The sequence below is a fragment of the Devosia alba genome (genome assembly GCF_039938915.1).
In the GTDB taxonomy this organism is placed as follows: Bacteria; Pseudomonadota; Alphaproteobacteria; order Rhizobiales; family Devosiaceae; genus Devosia; species Devosia alba.
Map to the genome: position 1 here is coordinate 33,528 of NZ_JBDUUI010000010.1, position 19,782 is coordinate 53,309.

A 19,782-nucleotide genomic window follows, 5' to 3' on the forward strand; every position below is an offset into this window, starting at 1 on the left:
TATGACAGAAGTCCTCAAAGTCGAAGACATGTCGGTGACCTTCGAGCTGCATGACAGCGAGGTGCAGGCCGTGCGCGAGATGAATTTCAGCCTGGCCGAAGGCGAGACGCTGGCGGTGGTGGGTGAATCGGGTTCAGGCAAGAGCCAGGCGTTTCTCGCCATTATGGGCCTGCTGGCCAAAAATGGCCGGGCTGGTGGCCGGGTCATGATGGGTGACGTGGACTTGCTGGCCCTGGATTCGAGGCAGCTCGACAGGTATCGCGGCAAGGATATCGCCATGATCTTCCAGGACCCGATGACCTCGCTGAACCCGACGCTCAAGGTCAAGACCCAGCTCAGCGAAGTGTTGGTCAAGCATCGCGGCTTCTACCAGCAGGATGCTGTCACTACCTCGATCGAGATGCTCGAGCGGGTGGGCATTCCCGAACCCGTCAAGCGCGCCAATGCCTATCCGCACGAACTCTCGGGTGGCATGCGGCAGCGCGTGATGATCGCCATGGCCCTGCTGTGCCAGCCCAAGATCCTGATTGCCGACGAGCCCACCACGGCGCTGGACGTGACGGTGCAGGCGCAAATGCTGGATCTTTTCAAGTCGCTGACCGAGGATTTCGGCACCTCGCTGGTGCTGATCACCCATGATCTGGGTGTGGTCGCCGGCGTGGCCGACCGGATGATGGTGATGTATGGCGGGCGCGTGGTGGAGAAGGGGGTAACCGACGACCTGTTCTACGATCCGCGCCACCCCTACACGCTGGGCCTGCTGCATTCGACGCCCCATATTGCCAAGCGCGCGGTGCGGCTCGACCCCATTCAGGGCCTGCCGCCGAGCCTGGAAAACCTGCCCAAGGGCTGCGCGTTCCACCCGCGCTGCGCCTTTGCGTTTGATCGTTGTCTGGTCGAGCGACCGCCGTTGCGCGATGTCGGTGATGGCCGGCAGAAGGCGTGCTTTTATGAAGGCCCGCTGGCTTATGGCGAGGTGGCATAATGGCCCACACCACCACCCTGCTCGAAATCAAGGATCTGAAAAAGACCTTCTCGATCGCTACGGGGTTGTTTGCGCGCCCGCTGACATTGACGGCGCTGGAAGATATCAACTTCACCATCCGGCAAGGCGAGACCCTGGGTATTGTGGGTGAAAGCGGCTGTGGCAAGTCCACGCTGGGCCGCTGCATCCTTCAATTGCTGGCGCCCGATGAGGGCCAGGTGCTGTGGCTGGGTCAGGATCTGACCAAGCTGCCGGCGGAAGAAATGCGTCAGCGCCGGCAGGATTTGCAGATCATCTTTCAGGATCCGCTCGCCTCGCTCAATCCGCGCATGACGGTGGGCGAGATCATCGCCGACCCGCTGCGTACGCTGCGCCCGGAGCTCAACAAAACCGAGCGTCGGGCCCGGGTGCTCAAAACCATGGAATCGGTAGGGCTGCTGCCCGAGATGATCAACCGCTATCCGCACGAATTTTCGGGCGGACAGGCGCAGCGCATCGGCATTGCCCGGGCGCTGATCACCGAGCCCAAGCTGATCGTCTGCGATGAGCCGGTTTCGGCGCTGGACGTGTCGATCCAGGCGCAGATCCTCAACCTTCTGGCCGAGCTCAAGGATGAGTTCGGGCTGACGCTGATCTTCATCTCGCATAATCTGAGCGTGGTGCGGCATGTGTCAGACCGCATCCTGGTGCTGTATCTGGGGCGGATCGTCGAACTGGCGAGCGGCGACGAGATCTATGAGGACCCCAAGCATCCCTATACGCGAGCGTTGCTGACGGCGGTTCCGATCCCCGATCCCAAGCTGGCGCGGTTGCGCAATATTGATGCGCTGAAGGGCGAAATTCCTTCGCCGATCAACCCGCCTTCGGGCTGTACCTTCCGCACGCGGTGCCGTTTTGCCAAGCCCTATTGCGCCGAAAAGCGCCCGCCGCTGGAGATCATCGAGAATGGCCGGCTGGTGGCGTGCCATCGCTGGCGCGAAATCGAGGTGCCGGCAGAAGCCGTGCTGAACGGCTAGTCGGTCAGAGCGTCATAGGCCGCCGCGATCCTCGCGGCGGCTCTTGCCATCTCAACGTCTGAAAATTCCAGCACGCCGTGTTCGGCCATCAGCGCGTGATATTGCTGCTGTTCGTATGGGACGCCCTTGGGCAGGGGTACAACGTGCCAATGCAGATGGCTGTTGCCCAACTGGCTGCCCAATGAGAGCACATAGATGCGTTCGGCATTGTAGACCCGCTTGAGCGCACGGGAGAGGCGGTGGACCACCGTCTGCAGGGCCAGGTACTGGGCGGGCGAAAGGTCCTCTGCGAGGTCCTCACAGTGGCGCTTGGGGCAGACCAGCGCATAGCCGGGCTGGGTGGGGTATTTGCTGAGAAAGACGATGGTCTCGTCATCCTGGGCGATCAGATGATGGGCATAGTCAGGATTGCCGGCAATCATCTCGCAGATGAAACAAGGGCCGCGCTGGGCGCGCTCGGCATAGGCCCGCAGATCGAAAGCCCGGCGGCTCATCAGCTGGCTTCGGCTAGACCGTCAACGCTCCGCCGCGCCTTCTTGCCGACACTGACTGTCTTGCGGCGGCGGTCGGGGCCGACAAATTCGGCCGATTCGATGAAGCTGCGCGGGTGGGCCGTGATGTTATCCAGCCGAGTCAGCAGGTGATTGGCCGCAAATGGCTTGCGCAGGAACTCAGTAATGCCGGCATCGCGAGCGTCGGCTATGCGCTTGGCATCGGGTGCGGCACTCATCATGATGATGGGAATCAGCCGATTGCGGCAGTCGCTATTGGCGCGCAGTTTGCGGGTAAAGGCCACGCCGTCCAGGCCGACAAGGGCGTCATCGATGATCAGCAGGTCAAAGCTGCGGTGGTTCAGCTCGAACATGGCCTTGCTGGCATCACAGACTTCGCGAATGTCCTTGCGACCGAGACTGCGCAGCATGACAGCGACCAGCGCCGCCATATGGGCCGACGCATCGGCGACCAGAACGCCCCGCTTGGTGATTTCCTCGTTGGCCATGGTGATCCCACATAATAGCGTGACTGGAGCATAGCTTAGCTTTGCCTATGAGCCGTTAATGGGGCTATGGGTATGCCGGCTTGGCTTTTCACGACATTTGGGTGAAAACTCCGGCCATGCCGCGTTGACAGGGGGGGGCATTTTCCCTATGTATCCCCCAAGTTTCCGGGCGCCAAGGCGCCCCTTTTGTTTGACCAAGGAATCGTCCGATGAAGATCCGCAACTCGCTGAAGGCGCTGATGACTCGCCACCGCGCGAACAAGCTCGTCCGCCGTCGCGGTCGGGTTTATATCATCAACAAGGTAGACAAGCGTTTCAAAGCCCGCCAGGGCTGAGCTTGGCTCGACTGCTGTTTGAATAATAGGGCCCGCGCAAGCGGGCCTTGTTGTTTTGTCTGCCGCCCGGGCGCTGCAGAGAGCGGGCAGCAAGGTCAAGGTGGCCTAGGGAGGCGATGCTGCCCTCCTACCCTGACTACTGGCGAACGGTACTGATCCCGTGCGCACTCGCCTTTGGCGCAGAACTATTTGTTAAGCAATTTATTAACTGAATTTCCACGGCGCGAACCATTCTGATTTTGGTGGCTGTAAGTTCCAGCGTCAATTTGAGGTTGTGACATGCTGCAGGCCCGGACCCTGACCGTCCTGATCAAACGACCAATCGAGGAGGTGTATGCCTTCGTGGTTGATCCGGCCAATCTGGCGCGCTGGACGATGAGCGGTCCTGGCCGTCCGGAGCCTGAGCAAGGACCGCTGATCTGGTCGTTCGGCCATCCGCAAGGCCGTGCCATGGTGCAAGTTACCCCACCGAACCCGTTCTTCGTGCTCGACTATACGGTGCGGGTGGGGGTTCAGGTGATGCGCGCGGCCAGTGTCAGGTTGATCCGCAATGGCAATGGCACGGTGCTGACTCACACCTCGGTGCAGCAGCCGCTGGTCTCGGATGCGGTCTTCGCCTCAGAAGAAGAGTGGCTGCAGGCTGACCTGATGGTGCTCAAGACCCTGATGGAGCGCTAGTCTGCGAGCATCCGGACAAAGAAAAGCCCGCGACGCTGCGCGGGCTTTCTTGTTGGAGACAGGGGGCGATCAGCTGGAGCCAGCGCCGTCCTGACGGACGAAGGCGATGCGCAGCATATTGGTGGCGCCAGGCGTGCCCAGCGGGATGCCGGCGGTGATGGCGATCCGGTCGCCGGGGCGGGCAAAGCCTTCCTGATAGGAAATCACGCAAGCGCGGTCGACCATGTCTTCGAGATTGACCGCATCTTCGGTCTGCACGCAGTGCACACCCCAGACCACCGACATGCGGCGAATGGTGCGCATATTGGGTGACAGCACGATGATGGGCTTGGAAGGCCGTTCGCGGGCAGCACGGATGCCGGTGGAGCCCGAAGCGGTGTAGGTGACGATGGCGGCCAGATCGAGCGTCTCGGCCACCTGGCGGGTGGCTGCCGAGATGGCGTCGGCCGCAGTGGCTTCCGGCTCGGTGTGGGCGGCGCGAATGATGTTGCGATAATTGAGATCGCCTTCGACGGCAATGGCCACCTTGTTCATGGTGGCGACAGCCTCAACCGGGTACATGCCGGAAGCCGATTCGGCCGACAGCATCATGGCATCGGCGCCTTCGAATACCGCAATCGACACGTCCGAGACTTCGGCGCGGGTGGGGACAGGCGCGGTGATCATCGATTCCAGCATCTGGGTGGCCACGACCACCGGCTTGCCGTAGCGGCGGGCCATGCGGATCATGCGCTTCTGCAGGCCGGGAACCTGCTCAAGCGGCAATTCGACGCCCAGATCGCCACGCGCCACCATAATGGCATCGCTCAGCTTGATGATCTCTTCAAGGCGCTCAATGGCCTGCGGCTTTTCAATCTTGGCCATGACGCCGGCGCGACCCTGAACAATCTTGCGCACGTCGATGATGTCTTCGGGGCGCTGTACGAAGGACAGCGCAATCCAGTCGGCGTCAGCGGCCAGACCGGCCAGCAGATCGGCATGGTCCTTTTCGGTCAGGGCGCCGGTCGGCAGCAGGGTATCGGGGAGCGAAACGCCCTTCTTGTCGCTCAGCTTGCCGCCATAGACCACTTCGGTCTCGATGGCGCCATTGCCCACCTTGGTGGCCTTGAGCGACAGTTTGCCGTCATCGATCAGCAAGCGATCACCCACTGAAACGCTCTCGATAATTTCGGGATGAGGCAGGAACACGCGCTCGGCAGTACCGGGTGTTTCATTGCTGTCGAGGGTGAATTTCTGTCCGGCAAGCAGTTCGACGGCGCCGTCGGCAAACTTCCAGACGCGCAGCTTGGGGCCCTGCAGATCGACCAGAACGCCCAAGGGGTGGTTCAACCGCTTCTCGACATTGCGGATGCGCTCGACCGTGGTGCGGAGCACCTCATGGCTGGCATGGCTCATATTGATGCGGAACACGTCTGCGCCGGCCTTGGCCAGTTCCTCGATCATCTTTTCCTCGTGGCTGGCTGGCCCGAGGGTGGCGACGATCTTTGCGCGTCTCATGCGTCTCATTGCGTGTCCGTTTCTTGTAGCGTTATGTCGTCCTGCGGTGCGTCCACATCGTCGGGATCGACAAGGAAAGTAGGATCTTCAAGGTCTTCGCTGCCGTCGGGGCCGACGACGGCAGGGCCGGCGGCGGTCTCGGTCAGCTGCAGCGTCCAGTCGGAACGGTTCTGGGTATCGATTTCGAAGAAACCGGTGCGCTCATAACCACGGGCAAGGCAATCCTCAACCCCAAATATGGTGAAGGTTTCGTCGCGCGTACACATGAATACCGATCCGTCCCAAGCCCCGCCGGCCACATCATCTGCTACAAAGATGTAAAAGAAGCGACGCTGCAGTTCGCCTTGAAACAGGACGCGGCAATCGCCCGGAGGCGCTTGCCACCAGCCTTCGCTCATCCAGCCGCGCTCAGCGCGATAGCCAAGGGCCACTGAAACAAGATTGGCAGTCTCATTGCAGATGCGCAGGTCGGCCTTGGCCGGCGTTGCAAAGAACGCCAAGCTGGCAAGCGTTGCGCCGATCAGAGTCGTGCCGAGACGAGTGGTTTGCAAAAGCGAGCCGGAAATCATCGGGAAAACGTGCCTTCTTTGAGCCCATGGTGATGGATTGGTCAATGGCTAATGACCCGTTTTGGCGGAATTGCGGGCATGTGCTGATGTCATGATGGGGATTGGGTCACAAAGGGGTTGAACCGGGGGTGAGTCTGAGGTTCAAGCAGCGCTTGAAACAACGAGGTAAGACCCATGGCTGAAGACAGCGTTGCCCAGGACCAGCTCCGGGCGTTCATCGAGCGCATCGAGCGGATGGAAGAAGAGAAGGCAGCGATTGCCGCCGACATCAAGGAAATTTACGCTGAAGCCAAGGGCAACGGCTTTGATACCAAGATCCTGCGCAAGATCGTGGCCATTCGCAAGCAGGACGCCAATGAGCGTATGGAGCAGGAAGCCCTGCTTGAGCTGTATATGAGTGCTCTGGGCATGGTGGCGGCGCCATCTGACGACTAAACCGCGGCACCGTTAGCGATTTGCATCCGCCCAGTTGTCCGAAAGGCTGCTGGGCGGTGCGCGTTCAGGCCAGGATATCGATGGTCGATTTCGTCATGCGGTCGGTGGCACGTATCACGGTGGCGGCAGCCTTGAAGTCGGTCTCTGCCATCATGACCTCAACCAGCTCGGTGGAAAGGTCGGTTTCGCTCGGGCCAGTGCCGAAACGGGCCACCCGACTGGCGCTGGCATCAAGGCGATCGGCGGCCCGATACATGCCGGCGGTGCCCGATGCGATGGCGGAAATACTCATGATACTGGCCTTGGTGGATAATCCGTGCAGCGCCTAGCCTAGTGCCCGTGGCCTTGAGGTTTCCTTTAGGACGAAAGCTGCAATACCGTTCAAAGGCGAGATAAGTCGGCGCGGGGTGGATCAAGACGGAACGTAGGTTAACCTGATTGCGTGCTCGCCAATCCGATCATGTGCCACCAGGCGGAGCGGCGGGCGGGCGGCCGCGAAATATGGTTTGCCTCCGCCAAGCACGACCGGTTGGAGGTACAGCCGATATTCATCGATTAGCCCAAGCTGGGTCAGACAGCCCGCCAGCTCCGGTCCGGCGACGTCAATCTCGCCGTCGTAGTCGGCTTTCAAGGTCTGAACGAATTCTCCCAGATCGTTGTTCACCAGGGTGGCATTTGGGCCGACTGCCTTCAGCGTATGAGATACAACCCATTTCGGCGTGGCGCGCCAGGCCGCCGCGAAGTCGTTCCCGATGTCGTCCTGTCCCGGCTGATCCACGTCCCAATAGCGCATCATCTCGTAAATGCGCCGACCGTACAGGCAGCCAACGACCCCGCGCACTTGGTCGTTGAAGTGGCGATGCAGTTCATCGTCCGGCATCGGCAGGCTTGGCCCGCCATCAGGGCCGGCTACATAGCCGTCGAGTGACTGCATCATTCCATAGACAAGCTTGGCCATGGGCTGGCTCCTGTCGACCGGGCGGCGATCCGGTCGGATCGCATTCATTTACGCCGTGCCCCATGTTAAAGGTCGATCGAGCCAGGAAACCACCTCTAAATTGCAACCAGTCTGACGGACGGATCCGATGAACCGGCGACGCTCAGGATGCCCAATAAACCTCACGCTGGAAACCTTTGGCGACCGCTGGAGCCTGATTGTCCTGCGCGACATCATGTTCGGCGGTCGCCCTCGCGGCTTTCGGTCTCTGCTTGCCGAGAACATCGAGGGTATCGCGTCCAATATTCTTGCGGACCGGCTGAAACGCCTGACCGGCAATGGGCTGCTTACACGGGGCGATGATCCCGGTCACAAGCAGAAGATCATCTACGGCCTGACGGAAAAGGCGATTGATCTCGTCCCATTACTGGCGGTCGTGGGTAGCTGGGGGCTGCGCCACACACTCCCCTCGACAACGCTCGCCATACGGGCGCAGGTACTCGAAGACGGTGGCCCACAACTCTGGTCCGCGTTCATGGAGGAATTGCGGTATATCCACTTGGGCGCAGCGGCGCCCGAGGTCTCTGCCCTCGCCAAGATGCAATCGGCTTATGCAGCGGCCATTGCGTAAGTGACGCTCATGACCGGGCGTGACCCAAGCTTCGCAATTTGCACGCGATTTTGCTTCCCGTCCTGAGCCGCGTGTCGGTCCAGATCTTTCGCGGGTCGCGTCTTCGAACCCCAAAGTGGAGCCAGTCTTGCCGAGAAGGCCCTAGCGGGCCTTGCCCAGGGCGGCGACCATGGCCGCTTCGTCGTAGCCCAGCGTGCTCAGTGCGGTGGCGACGATGCCGGCGCGGTCGAGGCCTGCATCGGCATACATGTCGGCCTGGCTGGCATGCTCGACGAAACGATCAGGGATCATCAGCGGGCGGAAGCGCAGCTTGCCGTCGAGCAGGCCATTGCTGGCCAGGAAAGTTGCGACGTGGCTGCCAAAGCCGCCAATCGAGCCTTCCTCGGCGGTCAGCAGCACATCGTGGGTGCTGGCCAACTGGGCAATCAGTTCTTCGTCGAGTGGCTTCATGAAGCGGGCGTCGGCAATGGTCGGGGTGAGGCCCAAAGCGGCCAGCTTGTCGGCAGCGGCGAGCACTTCGCCCAGGCGCGTGCCGTAGCTGAGAATGGCAATGGTGGCGCCCTGACGCACGATGCGACCCTTGCCGATGGGCAGTATCTGGCCGCGAGCGGGCAGGTCGACGCCCATGCCGTCGCCGCGCGGATAGCGGAAGGCAATGGGGCCGTCGTCATAGGCGGCAGCGGTTGTCACCATATGGCGCAGTTCGGCCTCGTCGGCGGCGGCCATCTGCACGATGCCGGGGATGGCGCCGAGATAGGCGGCGTCGTAATTGCCGGCATGGGTGGGACCATCGGCGCCGACATAGCCGGCCCGGTCGATGGCGAAGCGCACCGGCAGGTGCTGGATGGCCACGTCGTGGATGACCTGGTCATAGGCGCGCTGCAGGAAGGTCGAATAAATGGCGCAGAACGGGCGCATGCCCTCGCTGGCCATGCCGGCGGCGAATGTCACGGCGTGCTGCTCGGCAATGCCGACATCGAAAATGCGGCTGGGGTGGATTTCGGCAAATTTGTCCAGACCGGTGCCCGAGGGCATGGCGGCGGTGACGGCCACGATGCGCGGATCGTCATGGGCTTCCTGGATCAGCGTATCGGCGAAAACCGACGTATAGGACGGCGCATTGGAGGGCGTCTTGGTCTGCGCGCCCGTGATGACGTTGAACTTGGAGACGCCGTGATATTTGTCGTCCGAATCTTCGGCCGGGCCGTAGCCCTTGCCCTTTTTGGTGACGACATGCACCAGGATCGGGCCTTCGGCTGCGTCGCGCACATTGTCGAGAATGGGCAGCAAGTGATCGAGATTGTGCCCATCAATCGGGCCGACATAGTAGAAGCCGAGTTCTTCAAACAATGTGCCGCCGGTGAAGAAGGAGCGGGCAAATTCTTCGGTGCGGCGCGCCGGTTCGTGCAGGAACTGCGGCAGCTTGCTGACCACGGATTTGGCGGCCTCGCGGGCGCCGCGATAGACCGGGCTGGAGACCAGGCGCGCCAGATAGGCGCTCATGGCGCCGGTGGGCGGGGCGATCGACATGTCATTGTCATTCAGCACGACGATCAGCCTGGCATCCATGGCGCCGGCATTGTTCATCGCCTCATAGGCCATGCCGGCCGACATGGCGCCGTCGCCGATGACGGCGATGACATTGCGTGGCTTGTCCATCAGCGCACTGGCGACCGCCATGCCCAGGCCGGCCGAGATCGAGGTGGAGGAGTGGCCGGCGCCAAACGGATCGTATTCGCTTTCGGCGCGACGGGTGAAGCCGGACAGACCATCCTTCTGGCGCAGGGTGCGAATGCGGTCGCGGCGTCCGGTCAGGATCTTGTGCGGATAGGCCTGATGGCCAACATCCCATATGATCCGGTCATGGGGAGTGTCGAACACGGCATGCAAGGCCACGGTCAGTTCGACAACGCCCAGGCCGGCGCCCAAATGGCCACCGGTGACCGAGACGGCGTCGATCATCTCGGCGCGCAATTCATCGGATAACTGCCGCAAATCCTCGCGCGGCATGGCGCGCAAATCAACGGGTGAATTGACAGTATCGAGCAGGGGTGTCGAGGGCTTGTCGGCCAAACGGGCAGTCCTTCGCCAAAACGGGCAGCATCACGCTTGTTTAGGCGCGCCGGCGGCGCTTTGCAACATTGGCGGGCAGGCTGCGCCAATTGGCGCAACGGCGACGCTGCAGGGGAAGCCGGCCTGGTTGCGACCGGTCAGTTGATGACGTTCGCCACCGGCTGGGCACCGACGAAGCGGGTGTGGGAAAGCCCTTCGGGGAAATCGCCAGCGCGCAGGACAGTGACGTAGCGGCCCATTTCGGTCGCGGGGCTGAAATCAGCCTCGTCGTGATCCCAGATTGCGGCGAAATATTCCGAACTCAGCGCCGTTGGGGCGCTGAACACCTCGGCGACATGCTCAAGATCGGGCGCGATCAGTTCGGGATGGCGCATGGTGCTGGTGGTTGGCCGCTTGGCGATGTGGTCGGCGAGTGCCTGAGCCACTGGCTCGTCCTGACGCGCGGCGCCAAAGGTGCCGCGGAACAGATTGGCCAGGGCCCCGGTGACACCGCTGCCGCCGCCCAGCGAAGCTGTGCGCAGCGTGGTGACACCGGACAATGGCGGCAGTGCGGGCAGGCGGGTGGCGGGAATGGCAGCCGTTGTGGCCGGAGCGGTTTCGCGCTTGATGATCATTTCGAGCGCCCGCTGGGCGTTCGGGTCCTGCGGCATGGGCTGCAGATAGGCTGTCATCATGCTCGGCTCTTTGGCCGCGGTCATGTGCAGACGTGGCTGTGGCAATGGCGCCGTCAGGGCAGCGATTGCGGTTACTGCGTCGCTCGAGGGCAGGTTCGCGGCAGTTGCCATCAGCAGCGTCGGGGATTTGCGCATGGGCAGGGGCGCGCTGGCCGTGGTGGTCAATTCGGCTGCTTCGAGCGGGGCGCTGCCGGCAGTGGCAAAGGGCAGGGCGGGTGGCGCAGCAGGCGCAACCGCAGCACCCAAATTGGCTGAGCGCATTGCCGGAATCGGTGCGGATTTTGGCGTGGTTGCCTGGGGCGTGAGCGAGGCCATCTGTACCGGCGCCGCCTGGACTGCTGCGGGCTGGCTATTATTGCCACCAAACAGCATGTCGACCAGCGTGCGGCCGCTGCCGCCGCTATCAGCGATCTGAGTGCCCGAGGAACGGCCATCGCAGGGATAGGCGTGGCACTTTTTCCATTCGGCCATGGCGGTCTGGTAGCCCTGCTGCGACAGCGGCTTGCCATCGGAGGGCAGGTGCATGGTCTTGCCGTCGGGGAAAATATCCTTGAGCTGGGCGCGAGTCATACGCGGCCAGGCGCGCACAGAGCCGGTATCGAGATGTACGAACGGGCTGCCCGAAGTGGGGTAATAGCCGACGCCGCCAACCTGTTTCTTCATGGCAATGGCGCGCAGCTTGGCCAGCGGCACGCCGGGGATGAAGAAATCCATGGCATTGCCCTTGGTGTGCTGACTGTTCTCAGCAACGCCAGAGGATTTGGAGCGCAGCATGTTGTTGGTGGCGGGCGAGCGATAGGCCGAGACGACGTTGATGGGCTGGCTTGCACCAACCGCCTGATAGACATCCCAGATCAGATCGAACAGGCGCGGGTCCATCTTGGTGGGCTCGTTGCGACGCCAGTCGCGCAGGAAATAGTTGAGCTCATTGAGACCAGACTGGACGAATTGTCCGTTGCGCTTGAAGACGATGCGCGCGGTCTCTTTGGTGTGGGTGTAATGCAGGTAGATGGCGCGCTCGGACGCTGCCGCGGCAGGCACAACGGCCTGTGGCATGATGAGGGTAAGGCTGATCAGGGCAGCGAGAAAAATCCGCCCGATACGATAGTGTTGCAAGTAGGAAGCCCCCGTCACGCTAAACTCTGTCCGGTATGCCAGTCTATCGTCGCAAAATAGCGTAAAATCCCATGGATTTGATTAACGCCAGCCCGCTGTCAGCAGATCCTAAGCCCGCTCACGCCGATGTTATTACGATCAAAACCCGGCACAACCAAGGCGAAATTGTAAACGCGGGGTTAAGACCGGCTCACGGAGAAATGGTGCCGTCACCGGCTTCGGCGACGATTTCAGGCATGGGCGCCGGCGTCGCCAGACCCATGGCCGCGATCAGCGCGGCGTTGTGACCATAGATGTCACTGAAGGACCGCAGGGTGCCGTCAGGTGCCACGCGAACCGTGAAATAGGCAAGATGCACGGGAATCTGGTGCTCGGGGTTCACCCAGCGCTCGGCACTGCCAAACATGTCCTCCAGCGAGCCGCGGCTGATTTTGGTTTCGTTGGCCAGCAAGGCCCCGGCAAACTCCAGCGGGTTCTGCACACGCACGCAGCCATGGCTGAGGGCCCGGGAGTCGCGGGAGAATAGCGATTTGGACGGGGTGTCGTGCAGGTAGACGTCGTGCTTGTTGGGAAACAGGAACTTGATCTGACCCAGGGCATTGCTGGTGCCGGGGCGCTGCCGCACCCGGAACGGGAAATTGCTGGCGCTGACCTGGTTCCAATCCACTGACCATGGGCTGATCGGGCTGCCCTGGTAGAGCAGATCGTAATTGTGGCTGTCGATGTAGCCGGGATTGTTCAGTACAGCCGGGGCAATCTCGGCTTTGACGATCGAGCTGGGCACATTCCAATAGGGATTGACCACGATGTGGCGAATGCTGTCGGAAAACACCGGCGTCTGGTTCCTGACGGTGCCGACCACGACCCGGGTGGTGTACTCCTCCTGGTTGTCGCGATTGATCGATAGCCGGTATTCGGGAATGTTGACCAGCACGTTGAACGCGCCCAGATCACGCGGCATCCAGCGCCAGCGCTCCATATTGGCGAGAATATCGGCCTTGGTCAGCGCCGCGCCGCCATTGAGTTCGCGCAGCGTAGCCGGCCCCATGACACCGTCGACGGCCAAATTGCGGGCCTGCTGAAACGCCTTGACGGCTGCGACGACGCTGTCGTCATAGAGCGTGTCCTGGGTCGTGGCGAGTTCGAAACGCTGGCGTAGTACCGGGACGCGTGCGTCCTTCATGCCGGGACGCAATGTGATGCCGGCGTCGATCTGCACGGGGCGGTCGGTCTGGGTCTCGTCAAAACTGGCCAGGGCCGCCTTGAGCGCGAGAAATTCGGGGTGGGTCGGCTCCAGCGCTGTCAGCACCGTGACCGGATCAGGGCTGGTGGCCAGTTGCACCAGCAGGGCGCCCTCGTCGAGCCGCTTGGGCGCGACATCGAAGGTCTTGCTGATCGAGCCGGGCACGATGCGACCGGTATAGATATGGGTGGCGTAGCGCATGGTGGCGCGTGAGAATGCCGTCTCCAGCGCTGCCATTTTGGCGGGGTCGTTGCCCACAGCGGAAACGTCGAGTTCGGGCGTCAGATAGTCCTGCGGGCGCAGGCCCTCGCTGGTCGCGGCTGCGAACAAGGTGCGGATCTTTTCGGCCGGGACTGAGAAAGCCACCTGTCCCGTGGCGGTTTCATCGAGCCAGATGGGCTCGAAATGGCGGGCGCCATAGAAGAAATACAGCTTCTGCGCTTCGGCATAAGCCGCGCTGTCTTTTCTGGCGCCGTAATAGGCAGCAGAAAGCCCCTGCTTGATGATCTGGGCCAGGGGTGTCTGGGGCGGGGCGATGAAGATGGGGCCGGCCGCATTGCTCGCCACATCCTGCGCCAGGGCGGGCATAAGACTGACGGAGCTCGCGAGAGCGGCAATCAGGGTGACCAGAAACTTGTTCATTCGGGCTCCAGCACGGCGGCGTCTTGATCGATGCATCACCCCCATTCCATCGCGGAATCGGCAGGCATATCGTTAAAAATCATTAGCCAGAAATCCTTAACAGGAACAATTGCTCGCAGCTTTGTGAGTGGGATTTGTGTTCCCTTTGCCACGGCAGCAGGGACCTGAGAACATCGCCTCGCTGCCTCTTGCCCAAAGCGGGCGGGCGATCGGGTGGTCTGGCGCCAGTGTGCCGGTCAGGCAAGAAATATCACGCCGTGGCCTTTGACTTGGCAAAGTGTAATGCGGGTACTGTCGGGCCCTGCTAGAGCAATGGCTTTTTGCAGGAGCCTCGCCCATGACCAGTTACCGGATTGTCGATTGCCGGGCGGGCGACAGCGCAGGGCAGGAGATCACCATCGCCAGCGCCGCCTCACCCGAGGATGCGGCGCACAAGGCGATCGGCGAGACGCTGGTGCGCAGTGGCCGCAAAAGCGATTTGCGGGTGCGCGTCTACTATCAGTACAGCGGGCAGACGCTATCGATGGTTCGACTCTACGCCAAGGCGATTGATCGGGAACAGCTCTGACCGGCCAGATCCTGTCGATGGAGCAACCAACCAGGTCTGGTCCGGGTCGATCAGATCACACCAGTGCTACGCCGCGTCGCTGAGCAGGTCTTCGGGCAGGCCGTATTCGTGCAGTTTGCGGTAGAGGGTAGAGCGGCCGATCTTGAGGGCGCGGGCGACGCGTGACATGCGGCCGCCATGGTGCTCGATGGCAAAGACGATGGCGGCGCGCTCGATCTCGGCCAGCGCGGCAATGTCGCCGGCGGGATCAAGGAAACGGTCGGGCGCGGCGGGCATGCTGGAATCGATGCGCTGGCGGGCGGTGGCGGAATCGATATGGGTGGGGGAAGCGGCCATGGGCGCCGCCTGGATTTCCTTGATGGCGCGGTCGCGGCCATTGGCCTGGGCGATAATCTGCGGAAAATCGATGGTTTCGAGGAAAGCGCCATCGCTGAGGATGACGGCGCGATAGACGGCGTTTTCCAGCTGGCGGACATTGCCCGGCCAGTCATAGGCGGCCAACAGGTCGAGCGCGGCCGGCGAAATGCCCAGAATGCGCTTGCCGGCCTCGGCTGCGAAGCGGGCGATGAACATGGCGACCATGGCGTTGAGGTCTTCCATGCGCTCACGCAAAGGCGGGGTATAGATGGGGAAGACGTTGAGCCGGTAGTAGAGATCCTCGCGGAATTCGCCGGTTTTCGCCAGGTTCAGCAGGCGCCGATTGGTGGCCGAGATGAGCCGGACATTGACGCGCTCGGGGCGCGAGGCGCCAACCGGTTCGATCTCGCCTTCCTGCAGTGCCCGCAGCAGCTTGACCTGCATGTCGAGCGGGAGTTCGCCAATTTCGTCGAGAAACAGCGTACCATTATGGGCTTCGGCAAATTTGCCGGTCTGATCGGCCAGGGCGCCGGTAAAGGCGCCTTTCTTGTGTCCGAACAGTACTGATTCCACGAGATTGGGCGGGATGGCGCCGCAATTGACGGTGACGAAGGGTTTGCCGGCGCGGTCGCCCGAGCCCTGAATGATACGGGCGATCAGTTCCTTGCCGACCCCGGTTTCGCCCTCGATCAGTACCGGGATGGTCGATTTGGCGGCCTTGGCGCAGAGGCTGAGCACGCGGGCCATGGCTGGCGCCTTGGCGATCATGTCGCTGGCCGTGAAGGTGCCGGACTTGCGGGCGCGTTCGGCGCGAATGGTGGCTTCGAGCGCATCGAGTTTCATGGCGTTGCGCAAGGAGATGACCAGGCGCTCAGGGGCGACGGGCTTGACGAAATAGTCGGCAGCACCGTTGCGCATGGCCGAAATCACCGTCTCGAGGGAGGCATTGGCGGTCTGGATGATGACCGGGGTGGTTAGCCCTTCGCGGCGCATGGCATCCAGCACGCCCATGCCATCGAGGTCGGGCATGACCAGATCGAGAATCATCGCGCCGATATTGCGGTCGTCGCGCAAAATGGCCAGAGCCTGTTCCCCGCCGGTGGCGATGAGCGGCTTGAAACCGGCCTTGTTGGCGACTTCCGCCGTCAGGCGCAGTTGAACCGGATCATCATCAACTACCAGAATACGCGTCATCCAAACCCCGGCTATTTGCGACGGCATCGAATCGTGTGCCGTTTTGGGAACACGATGAGCGGATGGGGTTAAGGGGCGATTAATCATGGAGAATCTGGCGGCCGTTTATGCCGGCCAATTGCGTCCTGGCCTTCCAGGTCTCGCCTTTGATGCGGCCTGGGAGGGGCGAGGCAACGCGCCTTGGACGCCGCACTTCCCAAGCTTGGTCCCGCTCGGCTAAGGTCCGCGCCAAATCAGATCCGCCGGAGAGACCGCATGACCGCACCCGTTCAGAAGAGCCACAATCAATATGGCGCCCTGCCGGTGTGGGATCTCAGCGATCTCTATCCTGCGGCCGACAGCCCGCAGTTCAAGGCCGATCTGGAACGGGCCAAGGCTGACGCAATCCGCTTTGAAGCCGATTACAAAGGCAAGCTCGTGGCGCTGACCCAGGCGGGCCAGTTGATCAAGGCGATCAAGGACAGCGAGGCCCTGGGCGATCTGACCGGCCGCATCGGCTCGTTCGCCTTTCTGCAATATGCGCAAAAAGCCACTGATCCTGATCGGGCCAAGTTCATGGGCGACACCAATGAAGCGCTGACCAATCTGTCGACGCGCGTGTTGTTTTTCGAGTTGGAACTGAACCGGCTCGAGGATGCGGATCTCGAAGCGGCGCTGGCTGCCGATGCCGAGCTGGCGCGCTATCGCACCTGGTTTGATGAGTTGCGCAAGGCCAAGCCCTACCAGCTCGACGACAAGCTGGAAGAACTGTTCCACGACAAGTCGACGACGTCGTTTGCCGCGTGGAACCGTTTGTTTGACGAAACGCTGAGCAGTCTTGAATTTGACGTGGCAGGTGAGACGCTGACGCTGGAAGCCACGCTGCATCTGCTGTCAGAAAAAGACGAGGCCAAGCGCGAAGCCGCGTTCCGGGCGCTGGGCAAGACGCTCAAGGCAAATGGGCGGCTGTTTACGCACATCACCAATGTGCTGGCCAAGGACAAGGAAATCTCTGATCGCTGGCGCGGCTACCAGGACATCGCCGATAGCCGCCATATGGCCAATTCGGTGGAACGCGAAGTCGTCGATGCGCTGCAAAAGGCGGTGGAGGAGGCCTATCCGCGGCTGAGCCATCGCTACTACCGCATGAAGGCCAAATGGTTCGGCAAGGACAAGCTGAACGCCTGGGATCGCAATGCGCCGCTGCCGACCAGTGATGAGCGGGTGTGGGACTGGGACAGTGCGGTATCCACGGTGATGGAAGCCTATGGTCAGTTTTCCCCCGACCTGGCGGCCTATGCCGCGCCATTCTTCAACTCGGGCTGGATCGACGCGCCCAGCGGCGACGGCAAGCTGTCGGGGGCCTTTGCCCATCCGACCGTGCCGAGCGCGCATCCCTATCTGATGCTCAACTATATGGGGCGGTCGCGTGATATCATGACGCTGGCCCATGAATTGGGGCATGGCGTGCATCAGCGGCTGGCCGCGGCGCAAGGGCCGATCCTGGCCAATACGCCGCTGACCCTGGCCGAAACGGCGTCCGTATTTGGCGAAATGCTGACCTTCCGCTCGCTGCTGAACAAGACCACCGACCCCAAGCAGCGCTTTGCCCTGCTGTCGAGCAAGGTCGAGGACATGCTCAATACGGTGGTACGGCAGATCGCGTTTTACACCTTTGAGCGGCGCATCCACACAGCGCGGCGCCAGGGTGAACTCAAGACCGAACAGATCAACCAGATCTGGCTGGATGTGCAGCAGGAATCGCTGGGCGATGCGATCATCACCAATGACGGCTATGAAAGCTTCTGGGCCTATATCCCCCACTTCATTCACTCGCCTTTCTATGTCTACGCCTATGCCTTTGGTGACTGTCTTGTGAACTCGCTCTACGCACAGTATGAGAAGTCCAGTGAAGGCTTTGCCGAGCGCTATTTCGAGCTGCTCAAGGCTGGGGGAAGCAAGCACCACACCGAACTGCTCGCGCCGTTTGGACTGGACGCCAAGGATCCCCAATTCTGGTCGCTGGGTCTCTCGATGATCGAGGGGCTGATCGACGAGCTGGAAGCAACGGCTCCCTGAGCATTGTTGCGGCGACCGACTTCGGGCACTTAGACTTTTGAACACTGGACTTGCGAGGACGATAATGGCCACCAAACACCGCCCCGAACATCATTCCGAGCCGCGGCTTGAGTCGCCGATGGATTATGCCCAGCACGAGGGCACCTATGAAGGCTTCATCACTGGCGTCAAATGGGTCGCCATCATCTCGGTCATCTCGATGGTCATTCTCTATTTTCTGATCCAGCCCTGATTTCAGCGCAGGTCCACGCATTCCATTCGAGCCTGTCCGCCGGACGGGCGAGCAGGAGATTTTCATGAAAATTGCCATCGTCCGCGAACGGGTCGAGGGAGAGAACCGCGTCGCGGCCACCCCCGAAACGGTCGGCAAACTCATTGCGCTGGGCGCCAGCGTTCAGATTGAAAAGGGTGCCGGGCTGGGCTCGCGCATTCTGGACAGCGACTATCAAGCGGCAGGCGCAGTCATTGCTGCGACGGCGCCGGCAGCGCTCAAGAATGCCGATATTGTGCTGACCGTGCGTCGCCCCGAGGCGGCGGCATTGGCCGGCGTCAGCAAGGGATCGCTGCTGATCGGCGCGCTGGACCCCTATGGCAATGACAAGGAAGTGGCGGCGTTGGCCAAGGCTGGCGTCACGGCGGTCTCCATGGAATTCATGCCGCGCATTACCCGCGCGCAGGTAATGGACATTCTGTCCAGCCAGGCCAATCTGGCCGGCTATCAGGGCGTTATCGAAGCCGCAGCGGCGTTTGACCGCGCCCTGCCGATGATGATGACCGCCGCTGGGACGGTGCGTCCGGCCAAGGCCTTCGTGATGGGCGCCGGTGTTGCCGGACTGCAGGCTATTGCCACCGCCAAGCGTCTGGGTGCGGTGGTATCGGCCACCGACGTGCGGCCAGCCGCCAAGGAACAGGTTGAGTCACTGGGCGGCAAGTTCGTTGCTGTCGAGGATGAAGAATTCAAGCAGGCCGAGACTGCCGGCGGTTACGCCAAGCAGATGAGCGCCGAATACCAGGCCAAGCAGGCCGAACTGACGGCGCAGCACATTGCCAAGCAGGACATCGTCATCACCACGGCGCTGATCCCGGGGCGCCCGGCGCCACGGCTGATCACCAAGGCGATGGTTGAATCGATGGCGCCGGGTTCGGTGATTGTCGATCTGGCCGCCGAGCGCGGCGGCAATGTCGAACTGACCGTGCCCGGCAAGGTGATCGAGCACAAGGGCGTGACGATCATTGGCTACACCAATATGCAGGGTCGCATTCCGACCACAGCGAGCCAGCTCTATGCGCGCAACCTGCTGGCATTCCTGACTACGCTGATCGATGCCAAGGAAAAAAAGCTCGCCATCAACTGGGACGACGAGCTGGTCAAGGCGACCGTGCTGACGCGCGATGGTGCGGTGGTGCACCCCAGTTTTGTCGCTGGCGACGCCAAGCCGGCGTCGCCTGCCAAGGCAGCTGCAGGCAAGACTGCGGCACCGGGCAAGACTTCTGCCAGCAAGCCTGCGGCAAGCAAAAAGGCCGCAGCAAGCAAAACTGCCGCAAGCAAGACCCCCAGTGCCGCCAAGCTGGCAGCCAAGGCACAGGCCACGGTCGTCATGGATGCGGCCGCTGCCCCCAAGCCAACCACACCCAAGCCGCTGCAAACCAAGCCCGCTGCAAAGAAAACTGCGGCACCTGCAGCCGCCAAGCCCGCCGCCGTCAAAAAGCCAGCTGCCGCCAAAAAGCCTGCTGCGGTCAAGAAACCGGCGGCAGCCAAGTCGCCAACCGCCAA

Annotated in this window: 19 protein-coding genes and 1 pseudogene; 10 read left to right on the forward strand and 10 right to left on the reverse strand. The window is 61.8% G+C overall.

Annotated elements, in window-relative coordinates:
* Window position 1: 1 nt before the first annotated feature.
* Both ABFY71_RS14440 and ABFY71_RS14445 read left to right on the forward strand, forming a co-directional pair.
* On the forward strand, window positions 2-985 hold the full coding sequence (locus tag ABFY71_RS14440; RefSeq protein ID WP_347946717.1) for an ABC transporter ATP-binding protein: 984 nt from the start codon (window positions 2-4) through the stop codon (window positions 983-985).
* Window positions 985-2,001 (forward strand): ABC transporter ATP-binding protein, encoded by a 1,017-nt coding sequence (locus ABFY71_RS14445; protein ID WP_347946718.1) that lies wholly within the window; start codon window positions 985-987, stop codon window positions 1,999-2,001. Before ABFY71_RS14440 ends, ABFY71_RS14445 begins: the two co-directional genes overlap by 1 nt.
* Here the strand turns inward: ABFY71_RS14445 and ABFY71_RS14450 are convergent.
* Window positions 1,998-2,498, reverse strand: coding sequence for an HIT family protein (locus ABFY71_RS14450; RefSeq protein ID WP_347946797.1), 501 nt, complete (start codon window positions 2,496-2,498; stop codon window positions 1,998-2,000). The two genes, ABFY71_RS14445 and ABFY71_RS14450, sit on opposite strands and share 4 nt — an antisense overlap.
* Window positions 2,495-3,001: a response regulator gene (locus ABFY71_RS14455; protein ID WP_347946719.1), complete on the reverse strand. Its 507-nt coding sequence runs from the start codon at window positions 2,999-3,001 to the stop codon at window positions 2,495-2,497. Before ABFY71_RS14455 ends, ABFY71_RS14450 begins: the two co-directional genes overlap by 4 nt.
* 209 nt (window positions 3,002-3,210) lie before the next feature.
* On the opposite strand from ABFY71_RS14455, the gene ykgO reads away from it, so the two are divergent.
* Window positions 3,211-3,336 carry a type B 50S ribosomal protein L36 gene (ykgO, locus tag ABFY71_RS14460; RefSeq protein ID WP_046105532.1) on the forward strand — a complete coding sequence of 42 codons (126 nt, stop codon included), beginning with the start codon at window positions 3,211-3,213 and terminating at the stop codon, window positions 3,334-3,336.
* A gap of 279 nt (window positions 3,337-3,615) precedes the next feature.
* The gene (locus ABFY71_RS14465) at window positions 3,616-4,014 is read left to right on the forward strand and encodes an SRPBCC family protein (protein ID WP_305576955.1); all 399 of its coding nucleotides are present in this window, start codon (window positions 3,616-3,618) and stop codon (window positions 4,012-4,014) included.
* Window positions 4,015-4,083: 69 nt separating this feature from the next.
* On the opposite strand, the gene pyk is transcribed toward ABFY71_RS14465, so the two are convergent.
* Both pyk and ABFY71_RS14475 read right to left on the reverse strand, forming a co-directional pair.
* Complete coding sequence (gene pyk, locus ABFY71_RS14470) at window positions 4,084-5,520, reverse strand: pyruvate kinase (RefSeq protein WP_305576957.1); 1,437 nt, start codon at window positions 5,518-5,520, stop codon at window positions 4,084-4,086.
* Window positions 5,517-6,125 (reverse strand): DUF1036 domain-containing protein, encoded by a 609-nt coding sequence (locus tag ABFY71_RS14475; RefSeq protein WP_347946720.1) that lies wholly within the window; start codon window positions 6,123-6,125, stop codon window positions 5,517-5,519. Before ABFY71_RS14475 ends, pyk begins: the two co-directional genes overlap by 4 nt.
* A 129-nt stretch (window positions 6,126-6,254) precedes the next feature.
* Between ABFY71_RS14475 and ABFY71_RS14480 the strand changes: the two genes are divergently transcribed.
* Complete coding sequence (locus ABFY71_RS14480; protein ID WP_137153141.1) at window positions 6,255-6,515, forward strand: DUF2312 domain-containing protein; 261 nt, start codon at window positions 6,255-6,257, stop codon at window positions 6,513-6,515.
* Window positions 6,516-6,579: 64 nt separating this feature from the next.
* Here ABFY71_RS14480 and ABFY71_RS14485 read toward each other — a convergent pair whose 3' ends face one another.
* Both ABFY71_RS14485 and ABFY71_RS14490 read right to left on the reverse strand, forming a co-directional pair.
* Complete coding sequence (locus ABFY71_RS14485) at window positions 6,580-6,807, reverse strand: hypothetical protein (protein WP_347946721.1); 228 nt, start codon at window positions 6,805-6,807, stop codon at window positions 6,580-6,582.
* Window positions 6,808-6,927: 120 nt separating this feature from the next.
* Window positions 6,928-7,473 carry a dihydrofolate reductase family protein gene (locus tag ABFY71_RS14490; RefSeq protein WP_347946722.1) on the reverse strand — a complete coding sequence of 182 codons (546 nt, stop codon included), beginning with the start codon at window positions 7,471-7,473 and terminating at the stop codon, window positions 6,928-6,930.
* Window positions 7,474-7,600: 127 nt separating this feature from the next.
* On the opposite strand from ABFY71_RS14490, the gene ABFY71_RS14495 reads away from it, so the two are divergent.
* Window positions 7,601-8,083: a winged helix-turn-helix transcriptional regulator gene (locus ABFY71_RS14495; RefSeq protein WP_347946723.1), complete on the forward strand. Its 483-nt coding sequence runs from the start codon at window positions 7,601-7,603 to the stop codon at window positions 8,081-8,083.
* 141 nt (window positions 8,084-8,224) lie between these two features.
* Here ABFY71_RS14495 and dxs read toward each other — a convergent pair whose 3' ends face one another.
* The 3 genes from dxs to ABFY71_RS14510 form a co-directional block, all read right to left on the reverse strand.
* Entirely contained in the window at window positions 8,225-10,156 is a 1,932-nt protein-coding gene (gene dxs / locus ABFY71_RS14500) for a 1-deoxy-D-xylulose-5-phosphate synthase (RefSeq protein WP_347946724.1), read from the reverse strand.
* 137 nt (window positions 10,157-10,293) lie between these two features.
* A complete protein-coding gene (locus ABFY71_RS14505) occupies window positions 10,294-11,946 on the reverse strand; it encodes a peptidoglycan L,D-endopeptidase MepK (RefSeq protein ID WP_347946725.1) in 1,653 nt (550 codons plus the stop codon).
* Window positions 11,947-12,136: 190 nt separating this feature from the next.
* A complete protein-coding gene (locus tag ABFY71_RS14510; protein ID WP_347946726.1) occupies window positions 12,137-13,831 on the reverse strand; it encodes a L,D-transpeptidase family protein in 1,695 nt (564 codons plus the stop codon).
* A 337-nt stretch (window positions 13,832-14,168) separates the two neighbouring features.
* On the opposite strand from ABFY71_RS14510, the gene ABFY71_RS14515 reads away from it, so the two are divergent.
* On the forward strand, window positions 14,169-14,399 hold the full coding sequence (locus ABFY71_RS14515) for a hypothetical protein (protein ID WP_305576969.1): 231 nt from the start codon (window positions 14,169-14,171) through the stop codon (window positions 14,397-14,399).
* 66 nt (window positions 14,400-14,465) lie between these two features.
* Here the strand turns inward: ABFY71_RS14515 and ABFY71_RS14520 are convergent, their stop codons facing one another.
* Complete coding sequence (locus ABFY71_RS14520) at window positions 14,466-15,950, reverse strand: sigma-54-dependent transcriptional regulator (RefSeq protein WP_347946727.1); 1,485 nt, start codon at window positions 15,948-15,950, stop codon at window positions 14,466-14,468.
* Window positions 15,951-16,205: 255 nt separating this feature from the next.
* Between ABFY71_RS14520 and ABFY71_RS14525 the strand changes: the two genes are divergently transcribed.
* From ABFY71_RS14525 to ABFY71_RS14535, 3 genes and pseudogenes are all read left to right on the forward strand, one after another.
* Window positions 16,206-18,008 carry a M3 family oligoendopeptidase gene (locus tag ABFY71_RS14525; protein WP_347946728.1) on the forward strand — a complete coding sequence of 601 codons (1,803 nt, stop codon included), beginning with the start codon at window positions 16,206-16,208 and terminating at the stop codon, window positions 18,006-18,008.
* A 64-nt stretch (window positions 18,009-18,072) separates the two neighbouring features.
* Window positions 18,073-18,240, forward strand: a complete 168-nt coding sequence (locus ABFY71_RS14530; protein WP_347946729.1) for an aa3-type cytochrome c oxidase subunit IV — start codon at window positions 18,073-18,075, stop codon at window positions 18,238-18,240.
* 64 nt (window positions 18,241-18,304) lie between these two features.
* Window positions 18,305-19,567 (forward strand): annotated as a pseudogene (locus tag ABFY71_RS14535) (Re/Si-specific NAD(P)(+) transhydrogenase subunit alpha); the annotation flags it as partial.
* Window positions 19,568-19,782: the final 215 nt, after the last annotated feature.